The following is a 25416-nucleotide window of genomic DNA, read 5'->3' as shown; positions in this document are numbered from 1 at the left end:
CGCCGCGCTCAGGCGCGGAAGTGGTCCCATCCCGTCGCGCGGCGCGCCACACGGCCGTCGACCCGGACACCGGGATCGTCGCACCACGCACGTCGGGCCGCACCGATCGCCCGGAACCCGTCGGGCAGGTCGGCGTCGGCGGGGAACGTCGCGAGCAGCGCGTGGTCCTCGCCTCCTGACAGCACCCACCCCTCGGCGCGGTCGCCGACGTCCGTCCCGGCGTCGCCGTCCGTCGCTCGGGCACCGTCCGTCGCTCGGGCACCGTCCCCGCTCGCTCCGTCGAGCGCTGCGGCCGCCGCGCGCAGCCGGTCGCGGTCCGCGTCGAGAGCGGCGAGCTCGAGGTCCACGACGACGCCGCTCGCGCGCGCCATCCGGCCCGCGTCCCGCAGCAGCCCGTCGGACACGTCCATCATCGCGGTCGCGCCGGCGGCGGCGGCCGCGGGACCCGCGGCGAGCGGAGGGTCGGGGCGCAGGTGCGCGACGACGAGCGCGTCGTCGAGGTCCGCCCGGTCGGCGTCGAGCAGCGCGAGACCCGCCGCTGACCGGCCGAGGCTCCCCGCGAGGGCGACGACGTCGCCCGGCCGGGCGCCGGAGCGCAGCACGGGGTCCCGGCCCTCGAGGTCCCCGTGGACCGTGACCGCGACGACGACCTGGTCGCCCCCCGACAGGTCCCCGCCGACGACGGCAGCCCCGAGGGGCGTGCACGCGTCGGCGAGCCCCCGCGCCAGGCCGGTGACCCAGTCGACGGGCAGGTCGCCGGGCATCACGAGCGACACGACGAGCGCCGCGGGGCGCGCGCCCATGGACACGACGTCGGCGAGGTTCTGCACCGCGGCCCGCCACCCGACGTCGTACCCGGACGACCAGCGCCGACGGAAGTGCCGGTCCTCGACGAGGACGTCGGTCGACACGACGTAGCGGCCGTCGGGCGCCGCGACGACGGCGCAGTCGTCGCCCGGCCCGACGAGGGTGGTCGGCGCGGTGGGCAGCAGGGGGAAGATCCGGGCGAGGAGCGCCTCCTCGGGCACGTCGCGGACCAGCAGGGGCGTCTCGCTCACGCCGCCACCCTAGTCGCCGCCCGGGCGGTCACGGGCACCCTCCGCGGGCCGCTACGGTGGTCGCGTGCTCGACGCCGTCCCTCCCGCCTCGCCGTCCACCCACCCCGGCGCCCCCCGCCGCTCGCACCCCCTCCTCCGGGCTCTCGCGGTGCCGGCGCTCCTCGGCGTCGTCGCGGCGACCGCCGCGTGCGCGCCGCGCATCGGCGTCCCGGTGGCGGACGACGCCCAGAACCCGCTGTGCGCGGACGTCGTGCTCGCGCTGCCGGAGACCCTGGGCGAGGACCTGGCGAAGGTCGGCACGACGAGCCAGGCCACCGCGGCCTGGGGCGAGCCGGGCGCCGCGGTGACGCTGCGGTGCGGCGTCGAGGTGCCCGGGCCGACGACGACGGCGTGCCAGAGCGTCGAGTCCGAGGGCGGCACCGTGGACTGGCTCGTGGTCGAGGACCAGGGCACGTGGACGTTCACGACCTACGGGCGCGACCCCGCGGTGCAGGTCGTCGTGCCGCCGGCCGTGACCGAGGGCCACTCGACGGCGTTCATCGCGGACCTGGGTCGCGCGGTCATGGAGGTCCCCCAGACGCGCGCGTGCGTCGGCACGACCGACGTGGGCTGAGCCGGCCGGGTCGGCGCAGGCGGTCAGCGCAGGCCGGTGGGCCGCTCGAGCGCGAGCGCGACGAGCTCGTCGATGAGCTCGGGGTAGCTCAGCCCCGACTTCTCCCACATGCGCGGGTACATCGAGAACGGCGTGAAGCCGGGCATCGTGTTGATCTCGTTGACGACGACCTGCTCGTCGGGCGTGACGAAGACGTCGACGCGCGAGAGACCCTCGGCGCCGACCGCCTCGAACGTGCGGACCGCGATCTCGCGCACGCGCTCCACGAGGTGCTCGGGCAGGTCGGCGGGGCACGACAGCTCGACCCCGGCCTCGTCGAGGTACTTGGCCTCGAAGTCGTAGAAGTCGTGCGCCTCGCCCGTGACGACGATCTCGCCGGGCAGCGACGCGCGCGGGCGCGCGCCCCCGCGGCCCCCGAGGACGGCGCACTCGATCTCCCGGCCGACGACGCCCGCCTCGACGATCACCTTGGGGTCGTGCTCCTGCGCGGCGGCGATGGCGGCGGGCAGGTCTGCGAGGTCGTCGACCTTGGAGATGCCGAGGCTCGACCCGGCGCGCGCGGGCTTGACGAACACCGGGAGGCCGAGAGCCGCCACGGTCTGCGTCCACGCCTCGGGGTCGCGCTCGAACGCGCCCGGGCGGATCACGGTGTACGGGGAGACGGGCAGCCCCTCGCCCGCGAGCACGAGCTTCATGAAGTGCTTGTCCATGCCGACGGCGGACGCCAGGACGCCCGCGCCGACGTAGCGGACGTCGGCGAGCTCGAGCATGCCCTGGAGCGTGCCGTCCTCGCCGTACGGTCCGTGCAGCAGCGGGAAGACGACGTCCACCTCGCCGAGCACGCGCGGGACGTCGCCCGGCGTGAGGACGCGCAGCTCCCGGCGCCCGGTCGACAGCGGCAGGATGACCTCCTCGCCGGTCGGCTCGACCTGCGGTAGGCGCCCGTCGGCGATCTCCCAGCGCGCGGGCTCGTCGGCGGCGAGGACCCACTCCCCCGTCGGCGTGATCCCGACGGGGACGACGTCGTAGCGCGACCGGTCGATCGCGCGCAGGACGCCGGCGGCGGTCGCGGCGGAGATGGCGTGCTCGCCGGAGCGCCCCCCGAACAGCACGAGGACGCGGGGCTTGCGGGGCGCGCCGGTGGGGTGCTCGTCGGTGGACGGCACGGACCGGTCGGGGCTCTGGCTGGACATCGCGGACGACCCTACCGGACGCCTGCTCGCCCGCCCGACGCGCCTCCGGGAACGATCCGAGGGCGTTCCGCGTTGGGAGTGCCGTGGAAGACACGACTCTCGAGGCCCCCGCGGCCGACGACCCCGACCATAGTCCCGGCCGCACCGGCCCCGGCAGCGAGCGGACGCACCAACGCGTCCCCGACGACCGGAGGGCGGTGCGGGCACGATGACGACCTTCCTCTCCCTCCTGCTCGGGCTCCTCGTGGTTCTCGCGATCACGGCGGCGACGGCCTACTTCGTCGCCCAGGAGTTTGCCTACATGACCGTCGACCGCTCCCGCCTGGGGGCCAAGGCGGAGGCCGGCGACGAGTCGGCCCGGCGCGCGCTCGCCGTCACCCGGCGCACCTCCTTCGTCCTGTCCGGGGCCCAGCTCGGCATCACCGTGACGGGCCTGCTCGTCGGCTACGTGGCCGAGCCCCTCATCGGCGAGTCGCTGGGCACGATGCTCGGCGGCGTCGGCGTCCCCACGGGCGTCGGCGTGGCGGTGGGCACCGTGCTCGCCCTCGTGCTGTCGACGATCATCCAGATGCTCTTCGGCGAGCTGTTCCCCAAGAACCTCGCCATCGCGCGGCCGGAGCCGCTCGCGAAGGGCCTGGCGCGCTCCACGTCCGCGTACCTCACGGTGTTCGGCTGGCTCATCGCGGTCTTCGACAAGGCGTCCAACGCCCTGCTGCGCCTGCTGAAGATCGAGCCCGTGCACGACGTCGACAACACCGCGACCGCGCGCGACCTCGAGCACATCGTGGCCGACTCGCGCGAGAGCGGGGACCTGCCCGACGAGCTGTCCGTGCTGCTCGACCGCATCCTCGACTTCCCCCAGCAGGACGTCGAGCACGCGATGATCCCCCGCTCACGCGTCGGCACGGTGCGGCCCGAGGCGACCGTCGCCGAGGTGCGCGAGCTCATGGCCCGCGCGCACACGCGCTACCCGGTCGTCGACGAGACGGACCAGCCGCTCGGCGTCGTCCAGCTCGCCGACGTCCTCGCGACCGGCCTGTCCGACGACGCGCCCGTGACCGACCTCATGCGCCCGGCCGTCGTGCTGCCGACGACCATGACGCTGCCCGACGCGCTCGGGCAGCTGAACTCCACGCGCAACCAGCTCGCGTGCGTCATCGACGAGTACGGCGGCTTCACCGGCGTGCTGACCGTCGAGGACCTCGCCGAGGAGCTCGTCGGCGAGATCACCGACGAGCACGACCCGGAGCAGCCCGTCACGGTCACGGCCGAGGACGACGGCGTGTGGGTCATGGGCGGCGACGTCCACGTCGACGAGGCGGAGCGCGCGCTCGGCCACGACCTGCCGCGCGGCGACCACGAGACGGTCTCCGGTCTCCTCATCGCCCAGCACGGCGCCCTGCCGCGCGCGGGCGACACGATCGAGGTCCCGCTCCCGGACGACCCGGCCGACCTCGTCCACGACGAGCCCGTGCACCGCACGCTCGTCGTCGACGTCCTGTCGGTCGAGCGGCACGTGCCGCGCCTCGTGCGCGTCCGGCTCGTCGAGCAACGGGGCGACGCCCCCGCGGCCGACGACGCACACCCCACCACGCACGAGGCCGCCCGCCCGAAGGACGCAACGGAGGAGACCCGATGAGCAACCCCTGGGTCGTCGTCGTGGCGACCGTCGCGATCATCGCGCTCAGCGCGTTCTTCGTCGCCGTGGAGTTCGCGCTCCTCGGCGCCAAGCGGCACCGGCTCGAGGACGCCGCACCCACGAGCCGAGCGGCGCGCGCCGCGCTGCGCAGCTCGAACGAGCTCACGCTCCTCATGGCGGGTGCGCAGCTCGGCATCACGGCGTGCACGCTCGCGCTCGGCGCCATCACCAAGCCGGCCGTGCACCACTGGCTCACGCCTGTCTTCGAGACGTGGGGCGCGCCTCTGTGGGCCGCCGACGTCGCGGGCTTCGTGCTCGCCCTGATCGTCGTGACGTTCCTCCACCTCGTCATCGGCGAGATGGCGCCGAAGTCGTGGGCGATCGCCCACCCGGAGCGCTCGGCCACGCTCCTCGCCCTGCCGATGCGCGGGTTCATGTGGGCGTTCCGCCCGCTGCTGCGCTGGCTCAACGCGCTCGCGAACCGCTGCGTGCGCGCCGTGGGCGTCGAGCCTGTGGAGAACGTCGAGGGCGGCGGGCAGGACCCCGCGACCCTGCGCCACCTCGTCGAGCACTCGGCGAACGTCGGTGCGCTCGAGGCGTCGTACCGCGTGCAGATCTCGGGCGTCATCGAGCTCGAGACCCTCACGGTCGACGCGCTCGTCCCGGCCGGCGGAAACCCGACGTCGGTCCCCGCGACGGCCACGGCCGCGGACGTCCGCGCGGCGTCCGCACGGTCGGGGCACCTGCGCATCCTCGTCCAGAACGGGAGCGTCGTTCCGAAGGTCGTGCACGTGCGCGACACGCTCCTGGAGCCCGACGACCGACCCGCCGGGGAGCTCGCCCGCCCGGGGTTCGTGCTCGCGTCGGGCACGACGGTGCACGCGGCGCTCGCGCGCATGCGCGAGTCGAGCGAGCAGCTCGCGATCGTCATGGACGGCGAGCGGTTCGTCGGCGTCGTGACGCTCGCCGACGTGCTGCGCCGCATCCTGCCGTCCCCGGAGGAGCCGGCGCCGGTGCTCGTCGGCTGACTGTGAGGATCGCCGGCCGACCGGCCCGGCGTACGGTGGAGGGGCCTCGGCGACGCACGTCGCCGGGGCCTCTCGCCGTCCGCCCCGACCGAAGGCAGGCCATGTCCACGCCCGTCGCCCCGCCGTTCGCTCCGCCGTTCGCTCGGCCGCGCACCCTCCTCACCGACGACCTGCTCGACGCCGTCCGCGGCCGCGCGGCCGGCTACGACCGCGACAACGCGTTCTTCGACGAGGACCTCGCCGCCCTGACCGAGGCGGGGTACCTGCGCGCGCTCGTGCCCACGTCGTTCGGCGGCGCCGGGCTCGGCCTGCGCGAGGTCGCGCACGAGCAGGCGCGGCTCGCAGGCGCGGCGCCCGCGACGGCCCTCGCGGTGAACATGCACCACGTGTGGACCGGCGTCGCGCGCTACCTGCACGAGCGTGGCGACGCCTCGCTCGACTGGCTGCTCGAGGAGGCCGGTCGCGGCGAGGTGCTCGGCTTCGGGTACTCCGAGGGCGGCAACGACCTCGTCCTGCTCGGGTCCCGCACCGAGGCGCGTCCGGACGGCTCGGGCGGCTACACGTTCCACGGCCGCAAGATCTTCACGTCCAACTCGCCGGCGTGGACGCGCCTGGGCGTCCTCGGGCTGGACACGGTGTCCGACGACGCCCCGCGCCTCGTGCACGCGTTCGTCACCCGGGACTCCGGGGTCGAGGTGCTCGACGACTGGGACACGATGGGCATGCGGGCGTCGCAGTCCCGGTCCACGGTGCTCGACGGCGCCCACGCGCCCGCCGACCGCGTCGTCCGGCGGCTCGCGCCGGGCCCCACGCTCGACCCGCTCGTCGTCGGGATCTTCACGACGTTCGAGACCCTTCTCGCGTCCGTCTACACCGGGATCGCGGAGCGCGCGCTCGAGCTCGGCGTCGCCGCGGCGCGCCGCCGCACGTCGATGAAGAACGACGGCGCGTCCCTCGCGCAGGACCCGGACATCCGTTGGCGCCTCGCCGACGCCGCGCTCGCGCTCGACGCGGTCTGGCCGCAGATCGACACCGTCGCGGGCGAGCTCGACGCGCTCGTGGACCGAGGCGCCGGCTGGTTCCGCGCGACCGCCGGGCTCAAGGTGCGCGCCACGGAGACGGCGAAGACGGTCGTCGACCAGATGGTGCGCGTCGCCGGTGGGTCCAGCTACTTCGCCGGGAACGAGCTGGGCCGCCTGTACCGCGACGTGCTCGCCGGGATCTTCCACCCGTCGGACGACGAGTCCGCGCACTCCACGGTCGCGCAGTCCCTGCTAGGCCCGCTCGACTGAGCCTCGCGGTCGCCCGCCGAGCATGCAGCTGTGGTTCGTCCCGACCACCGGACGGGCTACGACCGCATGCTCGGCGGGTCCGGGACCGTGCCGGGAGGTGATCGCCCGGGGCATGTGTCGTGCGACCGGGCGTACGCTGCCGCCATGAACGACGCGCACGTCTCCGCCTCCCTCTCCCCCGCGACCGTCGTCGTCGCCGCGGGGCGCCCCGAGCGGACGCAGGGTGCGCCCGTGAACCCGCCGATCGTGCTCTCGTCGACGTACGTCTCGCAGGGTGTACAGCAGCCTGGTGAGCTCCTGTACACGCGCATGGACACCGAGACCTGGCACCCGTTCGAGGAGGCGCTCGCCGCGCTCGAGGGCGGCGAGCACCCCGGCGTGGCCTTCGGGTCCGGGATGGCGGCGATCGCGGCGGCCTTCTCGGTCGTCCCGGCCGGTGGCAAGGTCGTCCTCCCCCGGCACGCGTACCAGGTGACGCTCGGCTTCGCCGACGACCTCGCCGCGCGCGCCGGTGTCGAGGTCGTCCACGTGGACGTCGCCGACACCGACCAGGTCGTCGCCGCGCTCGACGGCGCCTCGCTCCTGCTCGTCGAGTCCCCGACGAACCCCATGCTCGAGGTCGCCGACCTGCCCGCGCTGCTCGCGGCCGCTCGCGAGCGGGGCGTGCTCACCGCCGTCGACAACACGTTCGCGACCCCGCTCGGGCAGCAGCCGCTCGCCCACGGCGCGGACGTCGTCGTGCACTCGGTGACCAAGTACCTCGCCGGGCACTCCGACGTCGTCCTCGGCGCGGCCGTCGCGCGCACGGCCGAGCTCACCGCGACGCTGCGCGCCTACCGGACGCTCCACGGGTCGATCCCCGGTCCGTTCGAGGTGTGGCTCGCGCTGCGCGGCCTGCGCACCCTCGCGCTGCGCGTCGAGCGCGCCCAGGCGAACGCCGCCGAGCTCGCGCGGCGCCTCGCCGACCACCCCGACGTCGTCGAGGTGCGCCACCCGAGCCTGCCGACGGACCCCGGGCACGAGCGCGCGTCGCGCCTCATGACCGGGTACGGCTCGATCCTCGGTGTCCGGCCCCGTGGTGGGGCGGCGGGCGCGGACGCCGTCATCGGTGCCGTGCGCCTGTGGGTCCCGGCGACGAGTCTCGGCGGCGTGGAGTCGAGCCTGGAACGTCGCCGCCGGTTCGCGACCGAGTCGCTCACGGTTCCCGAGGACCTGCTCCGGCTCTCCGTGGGCATCGAGGACGTCGAGGACCTCTGGCGGGACCTCGACCGAGCGCTGCGGGCACCCGCCGGCTGATCTCCCCCGAGGCGCGCTACCGCGTCTCCGCGTCCGGGCGCGCGGGCCGCGACAGGTTCGACGGGTCCGGCCGGTCCGGCGGGACGTAGAAGACGCCGCCGTCGAGGTCGACGTCGAACGGGCGGCCCTCGGCGGGGCGCTGCACGATGTCGAGGCGCTCGCGCTCCTTCTCTTCGGTGAGGTGCGTGCGGCTCGGCTGGAAGATCTCGACGATCTCGCCGAACATGCCCGACGACGCGCTCTCGCCCCCGCCCGCGTCGCGGCGGGCGCGCGCCTCGGAGCCGGAGGTGAACCGCGTGATCCCGACAACGAGCAGCACCGTGAGCGCGACCGCGACGAGCACGCCCACCACGTCTGTGCCGATCCACTGCACCATCCTCCGAGCCTAGCGTCGGCCACCTGGGCGGGGTCACGACGACCAGGACCCGCGCACGCAAGACCTACCAGACGACGGCGCGATCTCGCCGAGACCCCTTCGTGACCGGACCGGGACCTCACCGTGGCCCGTCCGCCGCGCGAGCGTGACCTGCAGTTTCTACGATCGGTCCATGACGGCACGACGAACGAGGCGGACAGACCGTGGCGACCGGGGGCGACGCGGGGCCGTGGCGTCACCGCGGGCCGCGACGGCCGTCGTCGGGCTGCTGGCGCTCTCGCTCGCCGCGTGCACCCCCGGCGGCACGGACGACTCCCCGTCGCCGTCGGACACCGCGACGGGTGGCTCGCCCAGCCCCACGGACTCGCCGACCGACGCCCCGGCAGAGAGCCCGACGGACGACTCCACGGCACCGCCCGACGACGCGACCGAGGCACCGCTCCCGTTCCCCGCGAACACCGAGCCGGACACGCAGGACCCGTCCGCGGACGCGGCCCTGACCGTGACGGACATCCGGATCGGGCACCACGACGGGTACGACCGGGTCGTCCTCGAGCTCGGCGGGACCGGGACGCCCGGGTGGCGCGTCGAGTACGTCGACCAGCCGGTCGACGACGGCAAGGGTGACGTCGTCGCGGTCGACGGCGACGCCTACCTCCAGGTCATGATCTCCGGCTCGGGGTACCCCATGGACACCGGGGTGGACGAGTACGCGGGTCCCAACCCCGTGCGCGCGGGGGACGACGGCGAGGTCGAGGAGGTCCTGCTGCGCGGCGTCTTCGAGGGCTACACGCAGGCGTTCGTCGGGGTCGACGACGAGCAGCGCCCGTTCCGGGTGTTCGCGCTCGAGGACCCGACGCGCGTGGTGGTCGACGTCCGCGACGACGACTGACGACGGCGTCGCCCGCCGCGGTCGACGTCAGCGCTCCGCCGAGATCCCCTCGGCCTTCTGGGGCCGCGCGAGCAGGCCACGTGCCATCTCGTCGACCGGCATTCCCTCGTGCAGGACGGCGACGACGCCGGCGGTGATCGGCATCTCGACGCCCACCTTCTGCGCCAGCTCGAGCACCGAGCGGCACGACTTGACGCCCTCGGCCGTGCCGCCGGTCGCGGCGATCGCGTCGTCGAGGCTCAGCCCCTGCCCGACGTGCTTGCCGAGCGTGTGGTTGCGCGAGAGCGGCGACGAGCACGTCGCGACCAGGTCGCCCATGCCCGCGAGGCCGGGGAACGTCTCGGCGTCCGCGCCGAGCGCGAGGCCCAGGCGCGTGATCTCGACGAGGCCGCGCGTGATGACGGTGGCGGTCGTGTTGTAGCCGAAACCGCGGCCCTGCGCGATCCCCACGGCGAGCGCGATGACGTTCTTCACGGCCCCGCACAGCTCGACCCCGACTACGTCGCGGTTGGTGTAAGGGCGGAAGTACGACGACGAGCAGGCCCGCGCGACGTACCGCGCCACGTCCTCGTCGACGCACGACACGACGGTCGCCGTCGGCTGGCGGTGCGCGATCTCGCGCGCCAGGTTCGGTCCGGACACCACGGCGACGCGCTCGGGCGGCAGCCCGAGGGACTCCGCGACGACCTCGCTCATGCGCCGGTCGGTGCTCAGCTCGACGCCCTTCATGAGCGAGACCGCGACGGCGTCGGGCTCCAGGTACGGGCGCAGCTCGGCGAGCGTCGTGCGCGCGACCTGCGAGGGGATCGCGACGACCACCAGGCCCGCCCCGGCGAGCGCGTCGCGCGCATCGGTCGTGGCCCGGATGCCCGCGGGCAGCTCGATGCCCGGCAGCCGCTTCTCGTTCCGACGGGAGAAGTTCACCTGCGCGGCGACCTCGGGGTCGCGACCCCACAGGCGGACCTCGCAGCCGGCGTCGGCGAGCACGGCGGCGAACGTCGTGCCCCAGCTCCCCGACCCGAGGACCGCGGCGACGACGCGCTCCGCGGCGGGGACGTCGTCGGCGCCGAGCGGCACGGGGCTGATCTCGACGGTCTGGTCCCCGCTCACCGGCGGCGCTCCGAGCCCGGGTGCTGACGCAGGTCGAAGCGCTCCGCGGGCGCCTTCGCGCCGCGGATCTCCTCGAGCTGGCGCGTGATCGCCGTCATGATGCGCTCGGTCGCCTCGCGCAGCGTCGCGGTGTCCTGCGGGCGGTCGTAGAGGTCGGACAGGTCGACGGGCGGTCCGGCGTGCACGGCGACCCGCTTGGGCGGGATCGGCTTGAACACCTTGCCGTACGGCGCGAGGAGCTGCTCGGCTCCCCACTGCGCGATGGGTACGACGGGGGCGCGGCTCGTCAGGGCGAGGCGCGCGACGCCCGTCTTGCCGACCATCGGCCAGCCGTCGGGGTCGCGCGTCAACGTCCCCTCGGGGAAGAACACGACGCACTCCCCCTCGCCGAGGCGCGCGGTGGAGTCGACGAGGGACTGCGCGGCACCTGACGTCCCCCGGTGGACCGGGATCATGCCCGTGCGGCGCAGGAGGCCGCCCAGGACCGGCACCGTGAAGAGCGACGCCTTGGCCGTGATCTTGGGCGCGCGCCCCTGGTCGTAGAGGAAGTGCGCGAGCGTCACGGGGTCGACCTCCGTGACGTGGTTCGCTGCGGCGATGAAGCCGGTCGGGGGCAGGTTCTCCGCACCGCGCCAGTCACGGCGGGTGATCGCGAAGAGGATCGGGCGCAGGAAGAACGCGAGGGTCCTGTACGCGCGCGGGGTCTCGGGCAGGCTCGGCACGGTCACCGAGCCTACCGGGCGCGGCCCTCCGCTCAGATCCAGCCGTGCCGCCGCGCCACGTGCGCCGCCTCGTGACGGTTCGCCGCCCCGAGCTTCGCGGCGGCCGACGACAGGTAGTTGCGCACGGTCCCCGGGGCCAGGTGGGCGCGCGTCGCGATCTCCTCGACGGGCGCGCCGTCGGCGGCGAGCTCGAGCACGTCCGCCTCGCGCGCGGTGAGCGGGCTCGCGCCCGCCGCGATCGCCTCGGCGGCGAGCTCGGGGTCGACGTACCGGCCGCCGTCGCGCACCTGCCGCACGACGTCCGCGAGCACGCGCGACGAGACCGTCTTGGGCAGGAACCCGCGCGCGCCCGCCTCCAGCGCGCGCTTGAGATAGCCCGGCCGGCCGTGGCTCGTGACGATCACCACACCGCACGACGGCAGGTCGCGCGCGAGGCGCTGCGCCACCTCGACCCCGTCGAGGCCGGGCATCTGGAGGTCGAGCACCGCGACGTCGGGCTCGAGCTTGAGGGCGGCGGCGACGGCCTCGGGGCCTGAGGCAGCCTGCGCCACGACCTCCAGGTCGTCCTCGAGGGCCAGGAGCGACGCGACGGCGTCACGGATGAGGTTCTCGTCGTCGGCGAGCAGGATGCGGATCACGCGCGCGTGGTCCTTTCGGGGGCAGGAGCGGGGAGGTCGCGGTCGGGCTGCCGCGCCGGTGCGCCCCGGGCCGCGCCGTCGTCGGGCACGCGCGCGACGAGGCCGAACCGCCCGCCGTCGAGCCACGTCCGCAGGCTCCCCCCGGCGCCCTCCAACCGCTCGCGCAGCCCCACCAGCCCCGAGCCGCGCCCGTCCCCCGCGTCGGCGGGTGCGCCGTCGTTGACGATCTCCACGACGCTCGACGTGCCGTCCCGGTGGACGGTGATCGTGCAGGTGCGCGCTGTGGAGTGCCGCACGACGTTCGTCACGGCCTCGCGCACGGCCCACGCGAGCGCCTCCTGCGCTGCGGTGCCGACCGGCGTCTCCTCGCCGTGCACGGTCGTCTCGATGCCCGCCGAGCGCAGCACCGAGCGCGCGCCCACGAGCTCGGCGCCGAGGTCGGCGGTGCGATATCCCGCGACGACGGCACGCACCTCGCGCAGCGCGTCCTGCGCGATGCGGCGCACCTCGAGCATCTGCTCCTCCGCCCCGGGGCGACCGCGGGCGGCGAGCTCCGCGGCGAGCTCGCTCTTCACGGCGACCACGGACAGGGTGCGCCCGAAGACGTCGTGCAGGTCGCGCGAGAACCGCAGCCGCTCCTCCGCGACCGCGAGCCGGGCGTGCAGCACGCGCGTGCGCTCCTGCTCCCACACGATGCCGAGCATCCAGACCGACACGCGGTAGGACCCGAAGATCGCGACGAGCATGACCGCGCTCGACACGCCGAGCCCGACCGCCATGCCCACGGTGGTCGAGGAGACCGGTCCGGTCCCCACCCACACGGAGCACCCGGTGATCGCCCCGAGCAGGACCGCGAGCAGGGCGAGGCGCCGGAACGTGAGGAGCGGCACGACGGCGAGCGTGCCGAAGCCGAACCCCACCAGGAGCGCGTAGTACCGGGCGCTCCCGGCGACGTCCTCCGCGGAGCCGACGGGGAAGGTCCAGAACCCGACCACCGCGACCGCGAGGGACACGGTCCCGTGAAGAGCGAGCAGCCACGGGCGCACGACCGGACCCCCGAGGAAGTGCACCACCCCCGCACGCAGCAGGACGAGGCACGTGACGGTGTGCCCGAGCACGAGCACGAGCCACGCGTTGACGGCCCCCGGCCGGAACGTCGGGTCGGAACCGACGAGCACGAGCGCGAGGAACGGCTCGAACAGCGAGAGCAGGTACAGCGACCAGCGCGTGTAGGCGTCGAACCGCTCGGGGGCGGTCCGACGGCTCCACACGTCGAGGAACGTGCGCGGTCGGGTGATCACGTCGACCAGCGTCCCACGCACGCGCGCCGCACCGCCGTGACAGGCGTCATGACCTGCGGCGACGTCGCGCCCGGGTCAGTCGCGACGGACGTCGGCGCCGAGGGCGACCAGCTTCTCCTGGAAGTTCTCGTAGCCGCGGTCGATGAGGCTGATGCCGCGCACGGTCGACGTGCCCTTCGCGGCGAGCGCCGCGATGAGGTGGGAGAAGCCGCCGCGCAGGTCGGGGACCTCGATGTCGGCCGCGGCCAGGGGCGTCGGGCCGGAGATCACCGCGGAGTGGTGGAAGTTGCGCTGGCCGAACCGGCAGTCGCGACCGCCCAGGCACTCCTTGTAGACCTGGATGGTCGCGCCCATGCCGCGCAGCGCGTCCGTGAAGCCGAACCGGTTCTCGTAGACCGTCTCGTGCACGATCGACAGGCCCTTGGCCTGGGTAAGCGCGACGACGAGCGGCTGCTGCCAGTCCGTCATGAAGCCGGGGTGCACGTCGGTCTCGAGCACGATCGGCGACAGGTCGCCGCCCGGGTGCCAGAACCGGATGCCGTCGTCCTGCACGTCGAACCGGCCGCCGACCTTGCGGAAGGTGTTGAGGAACGTCATCATCTCGGGCTGCGTCGCACCCTTGACGGTGATGTCGCCGCCCGTGGCGAGCGCGGCCGACGCCCACGAGGCCGCCTCGATGCGGTCGCCGAGCGCCGTGTGGGTGTACCCGTCGAGGCGGTCCACGCCCTCGATGCGGATCACGCGGTCGGTGTCGACCGAGATGATCGCGCCCATCTTCTGGAGCACCGCGATGAGGTCCATGATCTCGGGCTCGATCGCGGCGTTGGCGAGCTCGGTGATGCCCTCGGCGCGCACGGCGGTGAGCAGGAGCTGCTCGGTGGCGCCCACCGACGGGTACGGCAGCGCGATCTTGGTGCCCTGGAGGCGGCGCGGGGCGCGAATGTGGATCCCGTTCTCGCGCTTGTCCACGACGGCGCCGAACTGGCGCAGGATGTCCAGGTGGTAGTTGATCGGCCGGTCGCCGATCCGGCACCCGCCCAGGTCGGGGATGAACGCCTCGCCCAGGCGGTGCAGCAGCGGGCCGCAGAACAGGATGGGGATGCGGCTCGAGCCCGCGTGCGCGTCGATGTCCGCGACGTGCGCCGACTCGACGTTCGACGGGTCCAGGTCGAGGATCCCCGCGTCCGGGTCGGACTTCACCGCCACGCCGTGCAGCTCCAGCAGCCCCGTCACGACGCCGACGTCGCGGATCTGCGGCACGTTGCGCAGCACGCTCGGCGACTCCCCCAGCAACGACGCCACCATCGCCTTGGACACGAAGTTCTTCGCGCCCCGCACGGTGATCGTCCCGTCCAGCGGGGTCCCGCCGTTGACGTACAGCACATCCTTCATGAGCTCTGGTCGCCCTCTCGCCAAGCCGATGGTCCGTGGTGCCCCTGCGGGCCCGGGCCCGCGCGTCGGGCCGCGGACGGCTCGTCCGCGGCTGCGGGTCCCGAGTGCGCCAACGTGCGGCACCCGGAGATTATTCACCCACTGCGGGCATGCTCGCCGCCATCCGGACGGCGGCGGCCGTCCCCGACACGTTACTCCCCGGTACGCCCGCCCGTGCCGCGCGGCTCGTGGGCCGAGACACGGGCAGGCGTCCGGCGTGTCAGACGGCGGCCGCGTCGAACCCCGCGACGTACCGGTCGACCTCGGCCAGGTAGGCGGCCCGCTGCGAGTCGCCCAGCCACGACGCCTCGAACGAGTTCCGCGCGAGCTGCACGACCTCCTCCGTCGTCAGCCCCGCCGCCTCCGCGAGCGCCACGTAGTTGTCGGCCACGTACCCGCCGAAGTACGCCGGGTCGTCGGAGTTCACCGTGACGCGCACGCCCGAGCGCAGCAGGCCCGCGATCTCCGTCGCCTTCATGTCGTCGGTCACGAACGAGTTCGAGATCGGGCAGCACGTGAGGCCCAGCCCGCGCTCGCGCACGACGTCGACGAGCGCCGGGTCCTCCACGACGTTCGTGCCGTGGTCAACGCGGTCCACGCCGATCTCGTCGAGCACGGTGCGGATGTTGTCGATGCTGCCGACCTGGTCGATGTCGCAGTGCATCGTCAGCCGGTAGCCGAGCTCGCGGGCGCGCGCGAAGACCTCGGCGAACTTCTGCGGCGGGTTGTCGCGCTCGTCCGAGTCGAGCCCGACGCCCAGGATCTTGTCCCGGAACGGCACCGAGGCCTCCAGGGTCTCGACCGCGCTCTCCGCGGAATGGTCGCGCAGGAAGCACAGGATGAGGTGCGCGTCGATGCCGTGCTTGCTCGGTGCCTCGGCCGCGGCGCGGTGGTAGCCCGTCACGACCGCCTCGAACGGCACGCCGCGCGACGTGTGCGCCTGGGGGTCGAAGAACATCTCGACGTGCTTCACGCCGTCGGCGGCCGCGCGCGCGAGGTACGCGTCGGCGAGCTCGTAGAAGTCGTCCGCGGTCTGCAGCACCTCCATCGCCGGGTAGTACACGGCGAGGAAGCTCGTGAGCGAGTCGAACGCGTACGTCGCGCGCACCTCCTCGACCGTCGACTGGCCGATGTCGATCCCGTTCCGCTGCGCGAGGCGCAGCTTGAGGTCGGGCTCGAGCGTGCCCTCGAGGTGCAGGTGCAGCTCCGCCTTGGGCAGGCCGGTGACGAACTCGCGGGTGGGCGTCGTGGGCGCAGGCATGGGTCTCCTTCTCGTGTCGGTGTCCCCCGCCCTCATCCTCTCCCGTGCCCGACGCCCGGGGCGCACCCGTGCACCGGACGGCCGCACCGGCGTCGGGCGGGTCGGGCCGACGCAGGGCCGAATCGATTAGGCGACTGCCCCCGAGGGTGGGGTGCGAGGCATGGTCGTCGTGTTCGACATCCGAGAGCAAAGGAGCTGGAGAGATGCGACGCATGGCAGCGTGGGCCGCCGCGGTGGTCCTCGGCGCGGCGGGCCTGGTGGCGGCCTCACCGCCCGCCCCGGCGGAGGCGCACGGGGCGGAGGTGTTCCCGGGGAGCCGTCAGTACCTGTGCTGGGTGGACGGCGGGACGGCGAACGGTCAGGTCGACCCGCAGAACCCGGCGTGCGCGAACGCCTACGCGGTCAGCGGCACCTCGGCGTTCTACAACTGGTTCGGCAACCTGGACTCGAACGGCGCAGGCCGGACGGCGGGCTACATCCCGGACGGGCAGATCTGCGACGGCGGCGGTCGCGGCCCGTACGACTTCAGCGGGTTCAACGCCGTGCGGGACGACTGGCCGCGGACGCACCTGACCGCCGGGGAGACCTACCAGTTCCAGCACAACAACTGGGCCGAGCACCCCGGGCGCTTCGACGTGTACGTCACCGAGGAGGGCTGGGACCCGTCGAGCCCGCTCGCGTGGGACGACCTCGAGCTGATCGACTCCGTGACCAACCCGCCGGACACCGGCGGACCGGGTGCCCTGAACTACTACTACTGGGACGTCACGCTCCCCGCCGACCGCAGCGGCGACCACATGATCTTCACCCACTGGGTCCGCTCGGACAGCAACGAGAACTTCTACTCGTGCTCCGACGTCGCGTTCGACGGCGGCGACGGCGAGGTCACGGGCATCGGCGACGACGGCGGCGAGCCGACCGAGCCCGCGTGCCCCGGCGAGACGCCGGGCGCCCCGGGATCCGTCATGGCCATGTCCGTCACCGCCACGAGCGCGCACGTCATGTGGGGCGCGGCCGAGTCCGGGTGCGTCACCGGGTACGACGTGCTCGACCCCGCGACCGGCCAGGTGATCGCGAGCACCGACGGATCGCCCATGGTCGACCTCACCGGACTGGAACCCGACACCGCGTACACCGTGGCGGTCCGGTCCCGGAACGACCACACCGGAGCGGTCTCCGTGGCCAGGGACGTCACGTTCACCACCCTGGACGACGGCGGCGTGCCAGAGCCCACCGGCGCGTGCACCGTCGACTACTCCGCGCCCGGCTGGGGCGGGAGCAGCAGCGGGTTCACCGCGTCGGTCACGGTGACCAACACGTCCGCGGCGACGGTGAACAGCTGGGTCGTCACGTTCGACTACCCCGGGGGCCAGCGGGTCGACGTCCCGGGATGGAGCGCGACGGTCGCCCAGCTGGGCACGAGGGTCACGGCGACCCACCCCGCGTGGAAGACGGGCATCGCCCCCGGTGAGTCCGTCACGTTCGGCTACAACGGCGCGACCGCCACGGCCGGGATCCACCCGGCGCCGGCAGGCTTCGCGCTCAACGGCGCGGCCTGCGGCTGACCCGCAGACGGCGGTGCGCCGGCAGGGACGTCCCTGCCGGCGCACCGTGGTGTCATGACGACCGGGCCGCGAGCAGCCCTGTCCCGTGTCAGAAGTTGATCATGTGCCCCGCGAGGCCGTGGATCGACTCCTGGACGGCCTCGGACAGCGTCGGGTGGGTGTGCACGTTGCGTGCGACGTCGTAGACGGTGAGGTCCCACTTCTGCGCGAGCGTGAGCTCGGGCAGCAGCTCGGACGCGTCGGGGCCGATGAGGTGGCCGCCGAGGAGCTCGCCGTAGGTCTCGTCGGAGATGAGCTTGACGAAGCCGGTCGGGTCGCCGAGGCCGTGCGCCTTGCCGTTCGCCATGAACGGGAAGGTCGCGACCTTGACCTTGTAGCCCTCGTCGCGGGCCTGCTGCTCGGTGAGGCCGAAGCTCGCGACCTGCGGCTGGCAGAACGTCGCGCGCGGCATCATGCGGTAGTCGCCGAGCGTGAGGGTCTCGGCGCCGCCGATGGTCTCGGCCGCGACGACGCCCTGCGCCTCCGCGACGTGCGCGAGCATGAGCTTCGCGGTGACGTCACCGATCGCGTAGATGTGCTCGACGTTCGTGCGCATGACGTCGTCGATCGCGATGGCGCCGCGCTCGGTGAGCTGGACGCCGGTGTTCTCGAGGCCGAAGCCCTCGACGTTGGGCGCGAACCCGACGGCCATGAGGACCTTGTCGACGACGAGCTCGCCCGGCTTGTCGTCCTTCACGCCCTTGTAGCTGACGGTGACGCCGGCCGTGCCGTTGTCCTTGACGGTCTGGACGGCGGTCGACGTGAGCAGGTTGATGCCGAGCTTCTTGTACTGCTTGGCGATCTCCTTCGACACGTCCGCGTCCTCGTTGGGCAGCGCGCGGTCGAGGAACTCGATGATCGTGACGTCCACGCCGTAGTTCTTGAGGACGTAGCCGAACTCCATGCCGATCGCGCCCGCGCCGACGATGGCGATGGAGCGGGGCAGGTCGCGCGTGAGGATCTGCTTCTCGTACGTGACGACGTTCTCGGACAGCTCGACGCCCGGGAGCAGGCGCACCTTCGAGCCGGTCGCGATGATGACGTTGTCGAACGTCACCTGGTCGGTCGAGCCGTCAGCGAGCTTCACGTCGAGCGTGTGCGCGTCGCGGAACGTGCCGCGGCCGTCGTACTCGGTGATCTTGTTCTTCTTCATGAGGAAGTGCACGCCCTTGACGCGCCCCTCCGCGACGGTGCGCGAGCGGTCGAACGCCGCGCCGAAGTCGAAGCTGACCTCTCCGGAGATGCCGAAGGTCTTCGCGTCGTGCTGGAAGATGTGCGCGAGCTCGGCGTTGCGCAGGAGCGCCTTGGACGGGATGCAGCCCACGTTGAGGCACACCCCACCCCAGTACTTCTCCTCCACGACCGCGACCGACAGGCCCAGCTGGGCTGCACGGATCGCGGCCACGTAACCACCGGGACCTGCACCGAGGACGACGACGTCGTAGTGGGATGCCATGGCGACCAGCCTACTGGCGCCGGATCGGCCCTGGGGTGCCCTCGCGCGCGACGTCCGCCACACCTGCCGGTACCGCGAGGGTTGACCCTGCGCCGTCGAGCGGGTCACGATGTCCGGGATGCGACACCTGCGGCTCCTCCTTCGCCGGCCGCGCTGAGCCCGCCGGGCGGGCACGCTCAGCGCGGCGGTGCCTGCGCGTCCCGGTCGAGCTACCGGCCAGCGCACGGCGAGTGCCCGACGACGAAGCCCACCTTCTCGAGGAGCCTTCCCGTGGACGCCGCACACCCACCTCACCCCTCCGCCCCCGCCGACCCTGCGGGGATCGACCATGTCGAGCCCGTCTCGGGCGACGACCGCGTGCTCGGCGGGCCACCCCGCGAGATCGAGGACCGCTGGCAGCGGTACTGGGCCGAGCACGGAACGTTCCGCGCGCGCGACGACGGCGCCCGCCCCCGCCGCTACCTGCTGACGATGTTCCCGTACCCCTCGGGCGACCTGCACATGGGCCACGCCGAGGTGTTCGCGCTCGAGGACGTCGTCGCGCGGTACTGGCGCCTGCGCGGGTTCGACGTGCTCAACCCGATCGGCTGGGACTCTTTCGGGCTGCCCGCCGAGAACGCGGCGATCCGTCGCGGCGAGAACCCCGCCGTCTTCACCGAGGCCAACATCACGACGCAGGCCGCGACGGCGCACCGGTACGGGGTGTCGTTCGACTGGTCGCGCCGCCTGGAGACCCACCGCCCGGAGTACTCCCGCTGGACGCAGTGGCTGTTCCTGCGGCTGCTGGAGCGCGACCTCGCCTACCGTGCGACCGCCCCCGTGAACTGGTGCCCGGACGACCAGACCGTGCTCGCCAACGAGCAGGTCGTGGGCGGCCGGTGCGAGCGGTGCGGGGCGGTCGTCGTGCAGCGCGAGCTCACGCAGTGGTTCGTGCGCGTCACCGCGTACGCCGACCGCCTGCTCGACGACATGGACGCGCTCGAGGGCGCGTGGCCCGCGCGCGTGCTGACGATGCAGCGGAACTGGGTCGGGCGCAGCACGGGCGCGCGCGTGCGCTTCCCCGTCGTGCCCGACGGCGGCCCGCACCCGGGACGTGACGCGGCGGCGGGGCCGCGACGCACGACGGCGACGGACGGGCCGGTCGACACGCCTCCCGTCGCCGTGCGCCCGACCCTCGTCGAGGTCTTCACGACGCGCCCCGACACGCTGCCCGGCGCGACGTTCGTCGCCGTCGCGCCGGACGGACCGTTGGCGCCGGCGCTGTGCGCGCCCGAGCGCGCGGACGCGCTCGCCCGGCACCGCGAGGCCGCGTGGGCGTCCGGTGAGATCGAGCGCACGAACGCGCAGCGTCCGAGCGCCGGGACGTTCCTCGGTACCTGGGTCCGCCACCCCGTCTCGGGTGAGCGGCTGCCCGTCTGGGCGGCGGACCACGTCCTGCCCGGCTACGGGACAGGGGCGGTCATGGGGGTGCCCGCGCACGACGACCGCGACGCGCGCTTCGCCGCCGCGCACGGCCTGCCCGCGGGGTCGGGCGAGACGTGGCGCGGCGTCGAGGGCGCGATCGCCCGGCTGGAGGCCGACGACGCGGGCGAGCGCGCGACGTCGTACCGGCTGCGCGACTGGCTGGTCTCGCGCCAGCGCTACTGGGGCGCCCCGGTGCCCGTCGTGCACTGCCCGGGATGCGGCGTCGTCCCCGTCCCCGAGGACGAGCTGCCCGTGCGGCTGCCCGACCTGGCGGGCGACGACCTGCTCCCCCGCGGCCGGTCGCCGCTCGCCTCCCCCGCCGCCGACGCGTGGCGGCGCGTGCCGTGCCCGCGCTGCGGCGCGGACGCCGAGCGCGACCCGGACACGCTCGACACGTTCGTCGACTCGTCCTGGTACTTCCTGCGGTACTGCTCGCTGGGTGGCGACGGCCCGCCCGACGACGCCCCGTTCCGCCCCGAGGACGCGCGGCGGTGGATGCCCGCCGCGCAGTACGTGGGCGGCGTCGAGCACGCGATCCTGCACCTGCTGTACAGCCGGTTCGTCACGAAGTTCCTGCACGACGAGGGGTGGGTGGACGTCGTCGAGCCGTTCGCGACGCTGCTCAACCAGGGACAGGTCCTCAACGGCGGGCGGGCGATGAGCAAGTCGCTCGGCAACGGCGTCGACCTGGGCGAGCAGCTCGACCGGCACGGCGCCGACGCGGTCCGCCTCGCGATGGTGTTCGCGGGGCCGCCCGAGGACGACGTGGACTGGGCGGACGTCGACCCGGGCGCGATGCGGCGGTTCTGCGCGCGCGTGCTGCGGCTCGCGGACGCCGTCGGTCCGGGCTCCTCGCCCGGCGAGTCCGGTCCCGGCGCACGGGCCGTCGTCGTGCCCGGGTCGCGCGCGCACGCGCTGCGCCGTGCCACGCACCGGACCGTGCACGAGGCGGAGGACCTGCTCGACCGGGACCGGTTCAACGTGGTCGTCGCGCGCGTCATGGAGCTCGTCACCGCCGCGCGGCGTGCGTCCGAGGACGGCCCTGTGGCGGGCGAGGACGCGGGAGCGCACGCCGCTGCCGTGCGCGAGGCCGTCGAGGCGGTCACGGTGCTGCTGAGCCTGTTCGCGCCGCACACGGCCGAGGAGGCCTGGCACCGGCTGGGCCGTGAGCCGTCGGTGGCCGAGGCGACCTGGCCCGCCGTCGACCCGGCGCTGCTCGTCGCGGACGAGGTCGTGGCGGCCGTCCAGGTCGACGGGAAGGTCCGCGACCGGGTGCGCGTGCCCGCGGACGTCGACGAGCGCGCGCTGCACGACCTCGCGCTCGCGACCGGCGGCGTCGTGCGGGCGACGTCCGGGCGCGAGGTCGTGCGCGTCGTCGTGCGCGCACCGCACGTCGTGAACGTCGTGACGCGCGACGCGAGGTCCTGACGGACCGCGGCGGCGGCGTCGGGCCCGCAGTCGCTACGATGCTGCCGCCGCGTCCACTCGACCAGCGGGCCCGTGCGCGGCGACGCGGGCCGGCGCACGGAGCACCTCCCCATGGCCTTCGGACTCGCTGCTCTCCTGGACGACATCGCGGCGTTCGCCAAGCTCGCCGCCGCGTCGATCGACGACGTCGGCGCGGCCGCCGGGCGCGCGAGCGCCAAGGCGACCGGCGTCGTCATCGACGACACCGCCGTCACGCCCCGCTACGTCGAGGGTCTGGCCGCCAAGCGCGAGCTGCCCGTCGTCAAGCGGATCGCGACCGGGTCGCTGCGCAACAAGCTGCTGTTCATCCTCCCGGCGATCCTGCTGCTGAGCCAGTTCCTGCCCCAGCTGCTCACGCCGCTGCTCATGCTCGGCGGGACGTACCTCGCGTTCGAGGGTGCCGAGAAGGTGTGGGAGCTCGTCTCGGGCAAGCATCACGCCGAGGTGGAGACGAAGGCCGAGAAGAAGGCCGTCGACGAGGACTCGGTCGTCTCGAGCGCGGTGCGGACCGACTTCATCCTCAGCGCGGAGATCATGGTCATCGCGCTCAACGAGGTCGCCTCCGAGGGCTTCTGGTCGCGCCTGGTCATCCTCGTGATCGTCGCGGTGCTCATCACGGTGCTCGTGTACGGGGTCGTGGCGCTCATCGTGAAGATGGACGACATCGGCCTGCACCTCGCGAAGCGCGACACGCCCTGGGTCCAGTCGTTCGGGCGCGGCCTCGTCGGCGCGATGCCCAAGGTCATGGCCGTCATCTCGTTCGTCGGGATCATCGCGATGCTGTGGGTCGGCGGGCACATCCTGCTCCAGGGCGCGTACGACCTCGGCTGGCACGGCCCGTACGACGTCGTGCACCACCTCGAGCACGCGGTCACCGGCGTCGCGGGCGTGGGCGGGTTCCTCGGCTGGCTCGTCAACACGGCGTGCTCGGCCGTCGTCGGCATCCTCGTGGGTGGCGTCGTCGTCCTCGTCGCGCACTTCATCCCCCGCCGCAAGCACGCCGAGCCGGCCACCGAAGAGGCGACGACCGACGCGACCGATGACTCGACGGCGGGGACTGCGACCGAGGCCACCGCGCCGGAGAGCGCGCCGCGTGTCTCCGAGCCGACCGACCCCGACCCCGACCCCGACCCCGACCGGACGAACCCCGGCGGGGAGCCCACGGACCGCTGATCCCGCGGCGGGCCGCGCGGCCTGCTTGGATGGAGCATGGACTCCGGCACCTGGGCCAACATCGGCCTCGTCCTGCTCTTCATCCTCGTCGGCGGCGTGTTCGCCGGCACCGAGATCGCCCTCGTCTCCCTGCGCGAGAGCCAGGTCGCGCGGCTCGAGAGGCAGTCGGCGCGCGGCGCCCGCGTCGCGGCCGTCGCGCGCGACCCGAACCGGTTCCTCGCCGCCGTCCAGATCGGCGTCACCGTCGCGGGCTTCTTCTCGGCCGCGTACGGCGCCTCGACGCTCGCCCCCGACCTCGCTCCCGCGCTCGAGGGCCTCGGGCTGTCGGGCGCGCTCGCGGACACGGTCGCCCTCGTCGGGCTGACGCTCGTCATCGCCTACCTCTCGCTCGTGCTCGGCGAGCTCGTCCCCAAGCGCATCGCGCTCCAGCGGTCGGCCGGGGTCGCGCTCGTCGTCGCGCCGCCGCTCGACCGCTTCGCGACGCTCATGCGGCCGGTCATCTGGCTGCTCTCGCGCTCGACCGACGGCGTCGTGCGCCTGCTCGGCGGCGACCCGTCGGCGCGCAGCGAGGAGATGAGCGAGGAGGAGCTGCGGGAGATCGTGCTCGCGCACGAGTCGCTGCCCGAGGACGAGCGCCGCATCCTCGACGACGTGTTCCAGGCGGGCGACCGGTCGCTCGCCGAGGCCATGACGCCGCGCGGCGAGGTCGCGTTCCTCAGAGCCGACACGACGCTCTCCGAGGCCGCCGCGACCGTCGCCGCGGGCCCGTACTCGCGCTACCCCGTGACCGGCGACGACTTCGACGACGTCGTGGGGTTCCTCCACGTGCGCGACCTCCTCGGGCGCGACTGCCCGGACCACCCGGCGACCGACCCGACGACCGGGCGCGCCCTGGCGGTGCGCGACGTCGTCCGCCCGATCCTCGCCCTGCCCGCGACGAACACCGTGCTCCCCGCCATGTCGCAGATGCGCCGCGAGGGCGTGCACATCGCCGTCGTCGTGGACGAGTACGGCGGGACCGACGGGATCGTCACGCTCGAGGACCTCGTCGAGGAGCTCGTGGGTGACATCCGCGACGAGTACGACCCCGACGAGCCGTCGCCGGCGCGCGAGCACGGCACCGCGACGAGCGTCGACGCCGGACAGACCATCGAGGAGTTCGCGCGGCGCACCGGCGTCGAGCTGCCCGACGGCCCGTACGAGACGGTCGCCGGCTACGTCGTCGCGCAGCTCGGCCGGCTGGCGACGGTGGGCGACCACGTCGACGTCGACGACCGCCGCCTCACCGTGACCGACGTCGCCCGCCGCCGCATCGTCCGTCTCGACGTCACCCCGCTCCCCTGACCGCTGAGTGCGTGAAAGAGTCGCGCGCGAGGTGCTGGAACGCGACTATTTCACGCACTCAGCGGTGTGGGTGGCGGGGCGTAGCGTCGGGCGGATGAGCGCAGCGACGACGGAGACAGGGTCGGGGATCAAGGTCGGGGTGGTCGGGAGCTTCGGCTCCGCGGCCCAGGTGCTGGACATGGCGGTCGGGGCCGAGGAGTCCGGCTGGGACGGGTTCTTCTCGTGGGACGGGCTGAGCCTGCTGTCGATGCCGGTCGACACGTTCGACCCGTGGGCGGTGCTCGCCGCGGCGGCGGTCCGGACGGAGCGCATCGCGCTCGGCGCCATGGTCTTCGCCCTCCCGCGCCGCAGGCCGTGGGAGGTCGTGCGGCAGGCGCTGACCGTCGACCACCTGTCGGGCGGGCGCCTCGTCCTGCCCGTCGGGGTGGGCGTGCTCGACGACGGCGGCTTCTCGGCCGTCCCGGGCCAGCTCCAGACCCTGCGCGAGCGCGCGGAGCTGCTCGACGACGCGATCGCCTACCTCGATCGCGCGTGGTCCGGGGAGCGGTTCACGTTCGACGGCACGCACGTGCACGCGGGCGAGATGCTGTTCCTCCCGCGGCCCGTGGAGCGCCCGGTCGTCGGGCACCACGTGCCGGTGTGGCCGGTGGGCGTCTGGGACGCCGAGCGACCGCCCCTGCGCTCGCTCGACCGGGCGCTGCGCGCCGACGGGATCGTGCTCCAGCTCCGGGGCGAGCGCGGCTTCGACGTGCCCACGCCCGACGACGTCTCCGCCCTGCTCGCCTGGCTCACCGAGCGCCGCGCAGAGCTGGGTCTCGACGCTGGCCGGCCCTTCGACGTCGTCGTGCAGGGCGAGCTCCCCGCCGACCGGGCGGCAGCGGCGGACCAGCTCGCCGGCCTCGCCGACGCCGGAGCGGCGTGGTGGGTCGAGTCGCGCTGGAACCCCGAGACCGCGACCCCCGACTCGCTCCTGGCCGCGATCCACGCGGGCCCGCCCCGACCCTGAGACGGCGGGAGGCGGGCGCCGGGGAGCCGACGACGCATCATCGGCTCCCCGG

21 protein-coding genes are annotated in these 25416 nt (G+C 73.9%); 11 read left to right on the top strand and 10 right to left on the bottom strand.

What is annotated here, in order from left to right; translation table 11 throughout:
• Positions 1 to 8 precede the first annotated feature (8 nt).
• The gene (locus tag ACFVN3_RS10770; RefSeq protein ID WP_378232816.1) at positions 9 to 1058 is read right to left on the bottom strand and encodes a thiamine-phosphate kinase; all 1050 of its coding nucleotides are present in this window, start codon (positions 1056 to 1058) and stop codon (positions 9 to 11) included.
• Positions 1059 to 1122: 64 nt separating this feature from the next.
• Here ACFVN3_RS10770 and ACFVN3_RS10765 point away from each other — a divergent pair, with 64 nt between their 5' ends.
• Complete coding sequence (locus tag ACFVN3_RS10765) at positions 1123 to 1671, top strand: DUF3515 family protein (RefSeq protein ID WP_378232815.1); 549 nt, start codon at positions 1123 to 1125, stop codon at positions 1669 to 1671.
• A 23-nt stretch (positions 1672 to 1694) separates the two neighbouring features.
• Here ACFVN3_RS10765 and ACFVN3_RS10760 read toward each other — a convergent pair whose 3' ends face one another.
• Positions 1695 to 2864, bottom strand: a complete 1170-nt coding sequence (locus ACFVN3_RS10760; RefSeq protein ID WP_378232814.1) for a D-alanine--D-alanine ligase family protein — start codon at positions 2862 to 2864, stop codon at positions 1695 to 1697.
• A gap of 208 nt (positions 2865 to 3072) precedes the next feature.
• On the opposite strand from ACFVN3_RS10760, the gene ACFVN3_RS10755 reads away from it, so the two are divergent.
• The 4 genes from ACFVN3_RS10755 to ACFVN3_RS10740 all read left to right on the top strand — a co-directional run bounded on the left by ACFVN3_RS10755 (position 3073) and on the right by ACFVN3_RS10740 (position 8119).
• Positions 3073 to 4503, top strand: a complete 1431-nt coding sequence (locus ACFVN3_RS10755; protein WP_378232813.1) for a hemolysin family protein — start codon at positions 3073 to 3075, stop codon at positions 4501 to 4503.
• On the top strand, positions 4500 to 5531 hold the full coding sequence (locus ACFVN3_RS10750) for a hemolysin family protein (RefSeq protein WP_378232811.1): 1032 nt from the start codon (positions 4500 to 4502) through the stop codon (positions 5529 to 5531). The genes ACFVN3_RS10755 and ACFVN3_RS10750 overlap by 4 nt, the downstream gene beginning before the upstream one ends.
• A gap of 101 nt (positions 5532 to 5632) precedes the next feature.
• Complete coding sequence (locus tag ACFVN3_RS10745) at positions 5633 to 6823, top strand: acyl-CoA dehydrogenase family protein (RefSeq protein WP_378232810.1); 1191 nt, start codon at positions 5633 to 5635, stop codon at positions 6821 to 6823.
• Between the two features lie 144 nt (positions 6824 to 6967).
• Positions 6968 to 8119: a trans-sulfuration enzyme family protein gene (locus ACFVN3_RS10740; RefSeq protein WP_378232808.1), complete on the top strand. Its 1152-nt coding sequence runs from the start codon at positions 6968 to 6970 to the stop codon at positions 8117 to 8119.
• A 16-nt stretch (positions 8120 to 8135) separates the two neighbouring features.
• Here the strand turns inward: ACFVN3_RS10740 and ACFVN3_RS10735 are convergent, their stop codons facing one another.
• Positions 8136 to 8495 (bottom strand): DUF6191 domain-containing protein, encoded by a 360-nt coding sequence (locus ACFVN3_RS10735; RefSeq protein WP_378232807.1) that lies wholly within the window; start codon positions 8493 to 8495, stop codon positions 8136 to 8138.
• Positions 8496 to 8724: 229 nt separating this feature from the next.
• Between ACFVN3_RS10735 and ACFVN3_RS10730 the strand changes: the two genes are divergently transcribed.
• The gene (locus tag ACFVN3_RS10730) at positions 8725 to 9387 is read left to right on the top strand and encodes a hypothetical protein (protein WP_378232805.1); all 663 of its coding nucleotides are present in this window, start codon (positions 8725 to 8727) and stop codon (positions 9385 to 9387) included.
• Between the two features lie 27 nt (positions 9388 to 9414).
• On the opposite strand, the gene ACFVN3_RS10725 is transcribed toward ACFVN3_RS10730, so the two are convergent.
• From ACFVN3_RS10725 to ACFVN3_RS10700, 6 genes are all read right to left on the bottom strand, one after another.
• A complete protein-coding gene (locus ACFVN3_RS10725; RefSeq protein WP_378232983.1) occupies positions 9415 to 10464 on the bottom strand; it encodes an NAD(P)H-dependent glycerol-3-phosphate dehydrogenase in 1050 nt (349 codons plus the stop codon).
• Between the two features lie 29 nt (positions 10465 to 10493).
• On the bottom strand, positions 10494 to 11219 hold the full coding sequence (locus ACFVN3_RS10720) for a lysophospholipid acyltransferase family protein (protein ID WP_378232804.1): 726 nt from the start codon (positions 11217 to 11219) through the stop codon (positions 10494 to 10496).
• A gap of 32 nt (positions 11220 to 11251) precedes the next feature.
• Positions 11252 to 11857: a DNA-binding response regulator gene (locus tag ACFVN3_RS10715; protein ID WP_047232570.1), complete on the bottom strand. Its 606-nt coding sequence runs from the start codon at positions 11855 to 11857 to the stop codon at positions 11252 to 11254.
• On the bottom strand, positions 11854 to 13158 hold the full coding sequence (locus tag ACFVN3_RS10710; RefSeq protein WP_378232803.1) for a sensor histidine kinase: 1305 nt from the start codon (positions 13156 to 13158) through the stop codon (positions 11854 to 11856). Before ACFVN3_RS10710 ends, ACFVN3_RS10715 begins: the two co-directional genes overlap by 4 nt.
• A gap of 75 nt (positions 13159 to 13233) precedes the next feature.
• Positions 13234 to 14550 carry a UDP-N-acetylglucosamine 1-carboxyvinyltransferase gene (murA, locus tag ACFVN3_RS10705; RefSeq protein ID WP_064317243.1) on the bottom strand — a complete coding sequence of 439 codons (1317 nt, stop codon included), beginning with the start codon at positions 14548 to 14550 and terminating at the stop codon, positions 13234 to 13236.
• A gap of 259 nt (positions 14551 to 14809) precedes the next feature.
• Positions 14810 to 15850, bottom strand: a complete 1041-nt coding sequence (locus ACFVN3_RS10700) for an adenosine deaminase (RefSeq protein WP_378232802.1) — start codon at positions 15848 to 15850, stop codon at positions 14810 to 14812.
• A gap of 203 nt (positions 15851 to 16053) precedes the next feature.
• Between ACFVN3_RS10700 and ACFVN3_RS10695 the strand changes: the two genes are divergently transcribed.
• Positions 16054 to 17415 (top strand): lytic polysaccharide monooxygenase, encoded by a 1362-nt coding sequence (locus ACFVN3_RS10695; protein WP_378232801.1) that lies wholly within the window; start codon positions 16054 to 16056, stop codon positions 17413 to 17415.
• Between the two features lie 88 nt (positions 17416 to 17503).
• Here the strand turns inward: ACFVN3_RS10695 and lpdA are convergent, their stop codons facing one another.
• The gene (lpdA, locus tag ACFVN3_RS10690) at positions 17504 to 18910 is read right to left on the bottom strand and encodes a dihydrolipoyl dehydrogenase (protein ID WP_154798340.1); all 1407 of its coding nucleotides are present in this window, start codon (positions 18908 to 18910) and stop codon (positions 17504 to 17506) included.
• 321 nt (positions 18911 to 19231) lie between these two features.
• On the opposite strand from lpdA, the gene ACFVN3_RS10685 reads away from it, so the two are divergent.
• From ACFVN3_RS10685 to ACFVN3_RS10670, 4 genes are all read left to right on the top strand, one after another.
• Positions 19232 to 21802, top strand: coding sequence for a leucine--tRNA ligase (locus tag ACFVN3_RS10685; RefSeq protein WP_378232982.1), 2571 nt, complete (start codon positions 19232 to 19234; stop codon positions 21800 to 21802).
• Positions 21803 to 21913: 111 nt separating this feature from the next.
• Complete coding sequence (locus tag ACFVN3_RS10680) at positions 21914 to 23014, top strand: DUF808 domain-containing protein (RefSeq protein ID WP_378232799.1); 1101 nt, start codon at positions 21914 to 21916, stop codon at positions 23012 to 23014.
• 36 nt (positions 23015 to 23050) lie between these two features.
• Positions 23051 to 24358, top strand: a complete 1308-nt coding sequence (locus ACFVN3_RS10675) for a hemolysin family protein (RefSeq protein ID WP_378232798.1) — start codon at positions 23051 to 23053, stop codon at positions 24356 to 24358.
• Positions 24359 to 24452: 94 nt separating this feature from the next.
• Positions 24453 to 25364, top strand: a complete 912-nt coding sequence (locus ACFVN3_RS10670; protein ID WP_378232797.1) for an LLM class flavin-dependent oxidoreductase — start codon at positions 24453 to 24455, stop codon at positions 25362 to 25364.
• The last annotated feature ends 52 nt before the right edge of the window (positions 25365 to 25416 follow it).

This window comes from Cellulosimicrobium sp. NPDC057862, from assembly GCF_042797035.1.
Lineage (GTDB): Bacteria > Actinomycetota > Actinomycetes > Actinomycetales > Cellulomonadaceae > Cellulosimicrobium.
Note: the sequence above shows the minus strand (reverse complement) of the source record. Positions and strands in the feature narration are given on the sequence as shown.